Consider the following 11,957-nt stretch of genomic DNA (forward strand, 5'->3'; position numbering starts at 1 on the left):
TTTTAAATTTTCAATAAACTTCTGTTGTATTAAAACACAAAATTAGTGTTCAGTAATTCACTAATTCATTAATTAAGCAATTATTTTGCATCGGGCAGTTAAAATATCGGCCAGAATATTACTTAATCTTATTCTCGTTTTATTTATGGGAGTAATGATAGTATTTTATGCCCTGCAATTGCCTTTCATTCAAACCCGCACCATTCAGAGGGCTACTGAGTATCTTTCTACAAAATTAGGGTCAAAAGTAACCATAGGCAAAGCCAAACTTACATGGTTCGATGAAATTACGCTCGAAGATGTAACTATATATGACCACAAAAACCGTGAAATGATTTTTGTAGAAGAACTATATGTAAACTCTAAGTCGAATTTTAATTTTGACTGGAACACTTTTCTGACTTTTGATAACAACCTCGACTATGTGATGGTGTTAAGCCCACGGGTAAAATTAATCTATGAACCTGACGGCGACCTGAATATCGATAAGTGGATTGCCAAAATAGAAGAACTTACTTCGTCGAGCCCGCCTGATACTACCAAGCCCCGTATAGAACATAATATTCCGTTTACCATAGACGAAGCCTACATTCAGGGTGGAACCTTCACGTTGCAAGACCCCGAAGAGGAGCGTTTCCCGAAAGAGGAGTTTGACTACAACAATTTTACTGTGCATGAGGTCAGAGGTACAGTAAAGAATTTCTTTATTCAGGGCGATACCATCACTTTTGGTCTTAATAGCCTGAAAGGTATTGAAAAACGTAGTAATCTGGAAATAAAAGAGCTAAATACCAATTTTTTCTATTCAAGGCAGCACCTTCGTTTCGATGACCTATATGCCAAGATTAATAATTCTACATTAAAGAAATCGGTACATTTTAATTATCGTACCCCGCGCGATTTTAAAGATTTTAATGAAAAAGTAGAAATGATTGGCGACCTCTATAACTGTGAGATTGATGCGCAGGATTTAGCTCGTTTTGCTACTGATATGTATGAATACCATGAGAACTATCTGCTCAATGGTGGCTTTAAGGGAACTGTTCATGATTTCAGAGTGAAAAATTTTAACCTGAAATTTGGGAAAAACAGTTATCTGGATGGAGAAATAGCCTTTAAAAATATGCCCGACCTCAGAAAGGCCGTTATGGATTTGAACTGGAAACCTTCACAGATTGATGCCCTTGACGCACGCCAGTATGTGGGCGATTCTCTTTTTACAAAGCATGTGTATAAGTTCGGAGTAGTGAATTTTGCAGGTATTTTTAAAGGGCTTTATAATGATTTCATGACCGATGCCTTTGTGAAATCGGACATGGGTATTGCCGCGGGAAACATCTCTATGAAAATTCCGGCTAGTAAGGCAAAGGCTACTTATTCGGGGTCTTTAATGGTTGATGAATTTGATTTGGGCAGACTGGTAAATGAAGATAAAATTTTGCAGAAAATGTCCTTTTCGGGTGAAATCAAAGGTAAAGGTTTAACCATAAAGGATGCTCTGCTGAATTTCGATGGTAAAGTGCAGCATATATGGTTCAATGGATACGATTTTAAGAATATTGCGGTTAATGGTGCTATGAGCCAATCTCTTTTTGATGGGCGCATAAGTGTAAAAGATACAAACCTGACCTTTGATATAGGAGGCAAGATTGATTTCGCTAAGGAACTTAATAAGTTTGATATTTATGGTGTTGTTCAGAATGCCAATCTGAGGGCCTTAGGCTATGCCAAAAACGATGTAAAATTACGCTCGGAAATCAATCTTGATTTTCAGGGAAATGAATTAGACAACTGGATAGGGCGGGCGCAGTTATTACACACTGTTTTGCAGTATGACAAACGCCTGCTAGGCATTGATTCCGTTTTTGTTACGTCCGAGTTGGTTGATAATACCCGTAAAATAAGCCTTTTATCAGAGTTTTTCAATATTGATGTAACAGGCAATTTTACGCCTAGTCGTGTAATTAATGATGTAACACGTTTCTCGGATGAATACGTGCAGTATTTCGTTGACAGCGAGGCCGAACGCCTGAGTTATTATGAGGGTATGCCCTACAAATACTTACCAGAAAAATATAGCCTCGATTATAAAATTCTGTTTAAAAAATCAGACCCATTCTTCGCTTACTTTTATCCTGACTTATATATTTCGCCTAATACAGAGCTTGGAGGGCAGCTTAATGTCAGAAATACAGTTGAGCTTTCGCTTGGGGGCAAAATAGATACCCTAAGGCATGGGAGTATGGCTTTCTATAAAAACGAACTGGATTTTAATACTTCAAAAGAAACAACTTCGCCAAAAATTCTGGCTTCTCTTGTTTTTAACTCCGAAAAACAGAAACTCGGTTCTATGGCACCTACCGAAAAACTACAAATAGGAGGTGATTGGGGGCAGTCGAACCTGATTGAATTTGATGCCAGAATCAAACAGCAGAATAGTTCTGATAAAGCACAGGTATTTGGTAAACTTGCTTTTTTGAAAGATGAAATCGAACTTACCTTTAACCCGAAAAATACAAGACTCGATTTATTGGGCGAAACTTGGTTATTAAGTAAAAACAACCTGATAAACTTCTATAATAACGATATATGTTTTCAGGATGTAGCCATTTCAAACAAAAAGCAAAGTATCTCTTTAAATGGCTATTTTTCGCCTGATAGCGTGAAAGAAGCCTATGTAAAGGTGCATGATTTTGATTTACAAACCCTCAAGCCTTTGTCGGATGTTGATTTGAAAGGGATTGTAAACGGGCAGCTAATGTTGACCGATATTTACCACGATGGGCTTGTGACCAGTCAGTTTGAAATTGATACCCTTATATACAAAAGTAGCCTGATAGGAGCCGTAGCAGGGAAAGCACTGTGGGATAATCTGGAAGAAAAACTTAAAATAAACGGTAATATACTCAGGAAGGGGAACGAGATTTTTAAACTTTCAGGTACCTACGACCCCAAAAACGAACGTAATTCGTTAAGCCTGAAAGCTAATTTTAAGAAAGCGAATCTGGAAATTTTCCAGTCGTTTGTCGATGATATTTTTTCAGATTTAGGCGGTTTCGGTTCAGGAACCCTCAATGTTAGCGGAACCCCCGGCGACCCACATATCAGAGGCGCAATTGCCATAGAAAAAGGAGTTTTGCGTATTAATGAACTAAATTCATTTCTTTATTTTGACGATGAACTGAATTTTAATGAAGAAGGCTTCGTAGTAAGAAAAGGCTTTAAAGTACGAGATGCCTTAATGAATGGGAATGAAGCCGAAATTGAAGGAGGTATTTTTAATGGTGGTGGCGGAAACTTCATGTTAGGCATTCATGCTTATATGCGTGGCCGTGAAGGTTTTAAAATCATGAATACAACCATTGAAAATAATGAAGATTTTTATGGCGTAGGTATGGCTACCGGAGACTTACACATCACGGGTAGTTTAAAGCATGTGGCTATTACAGGGAACCTGACTAGTAAAAAAGACACCAAAATTACTATACCGCTCGACGGAGCTACCAGTGTAAGTGCCGAAGCCGAAGGAATAACCTTTGTAAGCCGTAATACACAAGGCAATAAAAATAAAGAAGCCAAAAAAGATTCAATAAATACGGTTGAAAAAGGAAGCCTTACCATGGCTTTTAACTTTACTATTACACCCGATGCCGAATGTGAGGTAATATTTGACCGAATTAATAAAGATAAACTTACAGCCGTAGGAAACGGTCGAATAAGCATTGAATATGATACCCGCGGTGATTTTACGATGTCGGGGCCATATACAATCAAGAGTGGTAAATATGATTTCAGTTTGCAGAATATATCTTCTTTAAGGAAATTCGATATTGCCGACGGAAGCTGGATTCGGTGGTCGGGTGACCCATACAATGCCGACATCAGCATTAATGCCAGTTATACGGCTAACAATATCTTATTGCCCGAAGGCGTAGTTACAAGTTCTAATACTACCGAATTGCGTAACCCTTACCCTGTAAGTGCTTACATAATACTGACCGATAAACTACTGACCCCAAGTATTAAGTACGACATTAAATTCGATTTACGCCGGATTCCACTTAATCTTCAACCGCAGGTAATTGCTTTTGAGCAAAGACTTCGGAATGATGAACAGCTTTTGTCTAATAACTTTGTAGGTATTACGGCACTTAACCGGCTTTTCTCGGATAACAGTTTCAGAGATGCCGTCGATTCTCAGCTATTGCTCGATAACGTAAGCGGATTATTGACCAATCAGCTAGGTAATATTGCTTCTAAAATAAATCCTAATCTTGAAGTAGGGGTGCAGCTTGGGGTTTTAAGTACCTTACGCCAGAATCTTTTTAATAATATGCAACTGAATTTCTCGTATCGGTTTAGTAATAACCGCCTGAAACTCAGTGTGAACAATACCATTTTGCAAAATATTGACCAGACCGCCAGTAATTATTTTTACGGAGGCGAGGTTGAATGGATGCTCAATGAAGATGGTACTTGGCGTTTAAAAGCATATAGCCGTAACGTTCCGAACTACTTCTATAATTTTAATAATAACGTAACAGTAAATGGTGTGAGCCTTCAGCATACACGCAATTTTAACACTATTTTCAAACGTAAAACGCCGAAAAACATTCCGATAGCTCCTATTCCTACGGTTCGTAAAAACAACAATTTCAAGCCTATTCCCTTTCAGGGTAGTTAAAAACGATACTGGACACGACAAGTAAAGTTATTATCTTTAATGTCAGTAGTGTAGTCGGTTAGTGCAGTTTTTTCGTTTTGTGGCATCTCATACCATAGCATTACTCTTACGTTTTCGTTCAGGTAAGTTAAATAACCCATGCCAAAAGTGTTAAAGCGGATGTCGGCCGCCGAAAAAGTTTTGCCTATTTCTCCAGCCTTTACTTTTTTATTTGGGTCATACCAGTCGTATTTCAAGACAAGCTGATGCTTTCTGCTGCCCAGATGTTGAAGAAAATAAAAATAGGCCCCATCAAAGTTACGGATGTATAACGGTGCTGGTTTGCCGTTTTCCAGCGGAATTACTGATGGCGTTTCGCTAGTACTTTGTACGGCTGTTTGTATACCACGAATATATTCTGCTCTGAATTCGGTATCGCCTTTTCGTCCAGGAATCTTTATCTGTACATCCGCACCGAAATATTTTCTTGGGGCAATTTTACCCACATTGCTCTGAGACGAATCTGCGACAAAACGCTTAGTACCACTATTATTTACCCGATAAATCTGATTTGTGAACTGCTCCATTCCCCCTATAAAACCAGAAATGCTGCCACTCACAATAATTTTTGGCGTAATTGAATAGTGTTTTACAGAAAGCCTTGTTATCAGGTCTTTATGGTTGTCAAAATCGGCTACGGCTGTTAAACCTTGCCCATTAAACAAACCTGCATCGAAACGGATGTATTTCAGGAAATTGGTTTTGGTTCGTGGTTCAAAAGTACCCATAAAACCAAAATCCCTTTCGACTTTCATCAGAATCTGTGACATCCTCCCTCGCTCGGGTGATTCCCTGTCTGGCGAGCCATAGTTTACCTCAAAGCCAAATGGGCGGGCAAACATTCCGGTAGTGAGGTAAAAAGCGTTGAGTTTATTTTCATAAATACGCCCCCAGAAATCTCTGATAACTACCCCTCTTTCGGTTCCGTCAAACTGGAAAATAAAATAAAGACGGGGCATATTGTTTTTATCGAATCGGGCGTAATCAAAACGAAAACGACCCCGACGCATCATAAACCGATTACTGGCATTGGGCTGAAAATCACCTCCGTTAAAATTCTTGGCTCCTTTAGTTTGTATCCACTGAAACTGTGGTTGAATATAGCCACTTATACCAATGTATTCGTACTTTTTGAAAGTAGATAATAGTTTACGGGCTGTTGTGGTGTCAATATCCATCAAAGAGCCGTGGTCTTGCCCATACGATTTTGAAGCACCTATAACAAATATAATACAGATTATGCCTGCTAAATAAGATAAGCCGGAATGAGGTTTCATATTGGTGTTTTAAAGCATACGTAGTGTATGGAAAATTTTATTACCTGATAATATTCCGGCGCAATCTGATAGATGCACCGGAATATTATGAAATAATCTTATATTTTTATTGAGGGAGATGTGTCAATTTTTGCTTCTTCGCTAGTCCTGACTACAATAACCAGCGGAAGAACACAAACAAGCTAGCTGAAAGAATGATAGCTACCGGCAAGGTTAGTACCCATGCCAGTGCAATATTTTTAATTGTACCCGACTGAAGGTTTTTAATACCTTTACTAGCAACCATTGTACCTGCAATACCCGACGAAAGCGAGTGAGTAGTACTTACAGGTAATTTAAACCAAGAGGCCATTCCGATGGTAGCTGCGGCCACTAATTCGGCAGAAGCTCCCTGCGCATAAGTTAAGTGAGATTTACCTATTTTTTCGCCTACGGTAACCACAATTCTTTTCCATCCAATCATGGTTCCTAAGCCTAACGACAGTGAAATCATCAGAATAACCCACATAGGTGCGTGGTCGGTGTATTTCCTGATACCTTTTTCTTCTTGTACTGCGGCTGCTTTGAGCGCGTCTTTATCGGTTGCACTTAATACAATATCGGAGTCTTCAACCAGTTTTTTAGTGTTGCCACTAATAGTAAGCAAGGCTTTGCGGGCATCTAAAGCATTTGTTTTATTTACTCTGTTGCTATCGGCAAGTGAGTTCAGGAAACTAACACTCTGATTGATTTTGGCAATTCTTGCTTTTTCAATATCCGAAACCTTAGTAGTATCAATTAAGGCAATCTTTTCAGAAATAACCGCAAGGTCAGGTTTAATTTTATTGAAGTCGATAGTATTATTGATAGCGAAATAAGCGGGTAAAATCCCTATCAGGATGAGCATTACCAAACCTATACCTTTTTGCCCGTCGTTACGGCCATGAAAGAAACTCACAAGTGTACAGGTAGTAATTAATATAGCTCTTACCCAGAAAGGAGGTTCTTCGTTTTTCTTAGGCTCATCAAAAATCTGCTTTCTTACATCTTTGCTAAGTAACCGACGTAACGAAAACATTAATATTACTGCCAAGCTGAAACCAACCAGTGGCGATAGAAAAAGCGCGTAAAATATTTCTTTTGCTTTGTCCCAGTTAACTGCTGCTACCCCTGTGGTATTGTCGGGTAAAAGGGCGTATCCGAGGCCAACACCCAGAATAGCACCAATCAAGGTATGAGAGCTAGAGGCCGGAATACCAAAATACCAAGTTCCGAAGTTCCAGATAATGGCACTAAAAAGTAAGGCCAGTACCATGGCGATACTATGGTAGACGTTCTGGTCGATTAGTAATTCAACAGGTAGTAAGTTTACGATACTCATGCCTACACCCACGCCACCTGTTACTACCCCCACAAAGTTGATTAAACCTGACCAAACAACTGCTTGCGTAGGTTTTAGTGAGTTGGTGTAAATAACGGTTGCAACAGCGTTGGCAGTATCATGAAAACCATTGATGAATTCGAATGCACAGGCAGCCAGAAGGCAGAAAGAAAGTAGGAAAAAAATGTCGGTTTGTAAATCAAACATGAGCTTTTGGGCTTAATTATAAGTACAGTATGATTATATTGGTGTTTATATTTTGGATACAAAAATCCTAAACTTTCTAAGATAGTAGAAAGAATTAATGTTAAGAAATTGTAAAGACTTTTAATATAAAACCTTAAATTAAACAAAACTGGTTATTTTCTCAAAAAGCTCTTTCTGGTGGAACGGCTTTGTAATGTATTCATCCATGCCAATCTCCATACATTTATCTTTTTCGCCAACCAGCGAGTGGGCTGTCATGGCAATGATGGGGGTCTGTTTTTTTAGTTCTTGTCTGATATTAATAGTTGCCTGATACCCATCCATTTCGGGCATTTGTAAATCCATCAGAATCACATCATAATGCGCCTGTTTTACTTTTTCAATGGCAATCAGCCCATTTTGTGCAAGGTCAGTTTCAAAACCAAATTTTTCGAGTACCCTTAAAGCCAGTTTCTGATTCATGAGGTTATCTTCAACCAGCAATACTTTTACTTGTTTGTCGCTAACAAGAGCCGTGTTGCTCTCGGTATTCCGTTTTGTTTCGGTTTCTACTTTCTTGTAGGGAATAGTAACCGTAAAAGAAGAGCCTTTATCAATGGTACTTTCGACTTTAATTTTTCCGTTTTGTAGTTCAACCAAAGATTTTGAAATACTTAGCCCTAAGCCTGTTCCGCCATATTTTCGTGTAGTGTCTGAGTTTGCTTGTGTAAATCGGTCAAAAATCATATCCATTTTTTCCTGAGAAATACCTATACCCGTATCTGTTACTTTGAACGAAACAGAGCACTCGGCTGGTTGATTTGTGACTACCTCGGCTACTATTTTTACAGAACCCTGTGGGGTAAATTTAATAGCATTATTAACAAGATTGAGCAATATCTGGTGTAACCTTGTAGGGTCGCCGAGCAGCAATTCAGGTATATTATCATCCAGTTTGCAGTCTAGTTCTAGCCCTTTCTCATTGGCTTTCCCTTTCAGGATAGTTTTGATATTTTTTACAATTTCTTTCACATTGAAAGGAATCTCCTCAATAGCAATATGCCCTGATTCTATTTTTGAAATATCCAGAATGTCATTAATAATGCCAAGGAGATTTTCGGTTGAAGTGCTTATGTACGACAAATATTCTGCCTGTTCTTCGGTAAGCGGAGTATCTTTCAGTAAATTGGCAAAACCCACAATTGCGTTCATTGGAGTACGAATCTCGTGGCTCATATTCGCCAGAAATACGTCTTTTGCATGGGCATTCTGTTCGGCTTGCACTTTAGCCTTTATTAGCTCTTTTTCCATCAGAATGCGTTCTGTCATATCTACCGCATTGCCAATTACATACTTTTGCCCATCAATTAGTTCTGAAAGTATATTATTATACATCCATGTTTTGATTGAGCCATCCTGATGCCTCACTTTCATTAAGCCTTTGAAATGTCCCTTTTTCTCTATTTCAGCCAGATATTCTTTTACAATATCGCTATATTCTAACGGAACTAGGTCGAATAACGATTTTTGAAGGAAATGTTCTACTGAATAACCCAGCAACTCGGCTCCAGCCGGATTTACGGTCAGAAAATTACCTCGAAGGTCATGGGTGCACATCAAGCCTTGAGCGTGTTCAAAAAAGCCTCTATGCCTTTCTTCACTGAGTAATATTTTGCGTTCCCATATTTTCTTGGCAGTAATATCTTTTGCAATGCCCAGATACCCTGTTATTTCACCTGTTTCATTTCTGAGAGGGGTCAACGACAACTCGACTGTAATTCTGGAACCACCTTTGGTAATGTAAGTCCACTCTCTGGTATGCGTAGCACCAAGGCGAGCTTTGGCAATAATAGCCTCTTCTTCTACTCTTAGCCTGATATTTAATTCTTTTGATACTTCTTCGGCATAAGTTTTTATCTCTTCAGGGTCATGAAAAATAGCCGCATATTGTTTATCAACCATTTCTTCTGCCCTATACCCCAGCATTAATTCGGAACCTTTATTGAAAGTTCTGATTTTACCCAGTTCGTCGGCAGTAATGATAGATATGCCCGAATCAGCATCCATTATTGCCTGTAACTGTGTATAGAGGCGGTCACGTTCAATTCTTGTTTGCTTTTCTTTATCAATATCCTGTAATGTACCGTATACCGAGTTTATTTCACCGTTTTTAAATTCGGCTTGCCCCATGACTCTCACCCACTTTTTGCTACCTTTTTCAGTGTCAATCTGTAATTCGGTATCAAATGGCTGCCCTGTTTTAATAGCGTTTCTGATAAGAGCTACAAAAACATTATCGTTGTTGTTTTGCAGTAATGTATCGAGGTTGTGTAAAGAAGTGAAGTCAGTATCTGATTCATAAATATCTTTACATATTGAAGAGAAGAAGACTGTGCGGGTTTCAAGGTCAACTTTCCAGCCTCCAATCTGGGCCACCCTATTAGTCGACTCCAGCATATTTTTGGTTTCCCGAAGTTCCTGTTCTATCTGGTTTTGCTGGGTAATATCACGGCCTATGCCATAACGGTTTCCGGTGCTTGAGTCATACGTAACAACCCACTGTACTAACTTAAAGCCCCCATCGGCAGTTCTGAATCGATTAGTGAAGCTAGCTGTCTTTAGCTTAGAGGTAAGGTCGTTTAAAAAGTTGGTTGAAGCCTGAATATCGTCAGGATGTATAAAGTCAAAAATAGAGTTTTCGAGTAGTTGTTTTTCTGACCACCCCAATGTTGTTGTAAAAGCAGGATTAATGGTTTTGAAATAACTATTTTCGATCATGCAAATCATGTCCTGCGACAACTGGAACAACGTTTCATAGCTTTTTAACTCAGCTTTTTCTTTACGGGCTACAATTTGAGAAATAACCTCCTGTGCCAGTATTCTGAGTGCGAGCCTTTGGTTCTGGTCTAGTTTATTAGCTTTGTTATCGAGTACACACAAAGAGCCTAAGGCATAACCGTTAGGGTCAATCAGCGGGTATCCTGCATAAAAACGTATATGCGAGCTTCCTGTTACAAAAGGATTATTTTTGAAACGTTCGTCTTTTGTAGCATCTTCTACTTCAAAAATAGCTTCTTCAAGAATTGTATACCTACAAAAGGCTATATCTCTGCTTGATTCGTCACCTTCTAAGCCTATTTTAGATTTATACCATTGTCTTTCTTCATCAACTAGGGTAACCAATGATATAGGCACGCCACAAATAGCAGATGCCAGTTCGGTAAGTCTGTCAAATTCTATCTCATTTTTGGTATCAAGTATGTTGTAATACTTGAGTGCTTTTATTCGCTCTTCTTCGTTAGCCGGAACAGGTAGTGAATCTGCCATGTAATTTGATTAGTAAATGCCTGCCAATAATTTAGATTCTAAACGATTAAATTGTAAGAATCTTGTTTCAGGTTAAATAAAACGCTTTTATTAGGGTAGACACGCATCAAGTATCGAAAAAAGAAAACTGAAGAATACAATTTTCGTGAAAAAACATGCAAACGTTATATCTCTCAATGCAATGGCTATAATACATCATTAACCAAACAATTTGGTTTTAGTTCGATTAATTACAATTTTTGTATAATTATTGCCTTAATTTAGGTCAAAAATCGTACCATACACTTAGTTCCGATAAAGTAAAGTTTATATTTATTATATGATAAATTTCTTTGTTATTGAACGGATACGTCTTTACCAAAACTATTTTTTTTTATAATACCGACGAATGAAAATAACAATTGGCATTACAGATTGTGGCGAAAAACACCCTATTTATGAACAATGGATTTTGTGCCAAAGTGACAATATTCAGATTATTAAACTTGGGTACAGGCAGCAAAACCTGCATGAAATAGAAAAATGTAATGGAATTTTGCTTACTGGTGGCGAAGACGTTCACCCCAGATTTTATAACAAACCCGAAAATCTGTCGCTTTGTAACCCTGATTTTATGGATGAGCAACGCGATGTTTTTGAATGGAATGTTTGCGAATATGTATTTAAGCATAAAATACCATTGCTCGGCATTTGTAGAGGGTTACAGTTTGTAAATGTTTTTCTAGGCGGTACACTTGTGGGAGATATTCCGAGTATAGGTAAAAATAATCATTCAAAATACTACGAAGGGAAAGACCGTTATCATGCCATTGAGGTTTTACCAGATACCAGCCTTGCCCATATTGTGGGTGAAACAGCGGGTGAAATTAACTCGGCTCATCATCAATCGGTTGAGAAACCAGCCGAATCTCTCCGAATAAATGCTTTTTCGGATGATGGTATTGTAGAAGGGCTGGAATGGAAAACGCCACAAAGCCATTCGCTGACCTTGGTACAATGGCATCCTGAACGCATAGAAAATGAGAATAATCCTTTTAACAGATGTATCAGAGAACATTTCATACAGGCGGTATCAGCTTCATGA

5 protein-coding genes are annotated in these 11,957 nt (G+C 38.5%); 2 read left to right on the top strand and 3 right to left on the bottom strand.

All coding sequences use genetic code 11. The features are described 5' to 3' along the window. Window positions 1-85 precede the first annotated feature (85 nt). Window positions 86-4,684: a translocation/assembly module TamB domain-containing protein gene (locus WAA15_RS19405; RefSeq protein WP_442892815.1), complete on the top strand. Its 4,599-nt coding sequence runs from the start codon at window positions 86-88 to the stop codon at window positions 4,682-4,684. Here WAA15_RS19405 and WAA15_RS19410 read toward each other — a convergent pair. From WAA15_RS19410 to WAA15_RS19420, 3 genes are all read right to left on the bottom strand, one after another. After that, window positions 4,681-6,000: a porin gene (locus WAA15_RS19410; protein ID WP_337044489.1), complete on the bottom strand. Its 1,320-nt coding sequence runs from the start codon at window positions 5,998-6,000 to the stop codon at window positions 4,681-4,683. The genes WAA15_RS19405 and WAA15_RS19410 overlap by 4 nt on opposite strands. A gap of 151 nt (window positions 6,001-6,151) precedes the next feature. Continuing rightward, complete coding sequence (locus tag WAA15_RS19415; RefSeq protein WP_337044490.1) at window positions 6,152-7,567, bottom strand: inorganic phosphate transporter; 1,416 nt, start codon at window positions 7,565-7,567, stop codon at window positions 6,152-6,154. Between the two features lie 138 nt (window positions 7,568-7,705). Then, on the bottom strand, window positions 7,706-10,873 hold the full coding sequence (locus WAA15_RS19420; protein WP_337044491.1) for a PAS domain S-box protein: 3,168 nt from the start codon (window positions 10,871-10,873) through the stop codon (window positions 7,706-7,708). Between the two features lie 388 nt (window positions 10,874-11,261). On the opposite strand from WAA15_RS19420, the gene WAA15_RS19425 reads away from it, so the two are divergent. Next, window positions 11,262-11,957 (top strand): gamma-glutamyl-gamma-aminobutyrate hydrolase family protein, encoded by a 696-nt coding sequence (locus tag WAA15_RS19425; protein ID WP_337044492.1) that lies wholly within the window; start codon window positions 11,262-11,264, stop codon window positions 11,955-11,957.

The organism is Emticicia sp. 17c (genome assembly GCF_037153985.1).
Taxonomy (GTDB): Bacteria; Bacteroidota; Bacteroidia; order Cytophagales; family Spirosomataceae; genus Emticicia.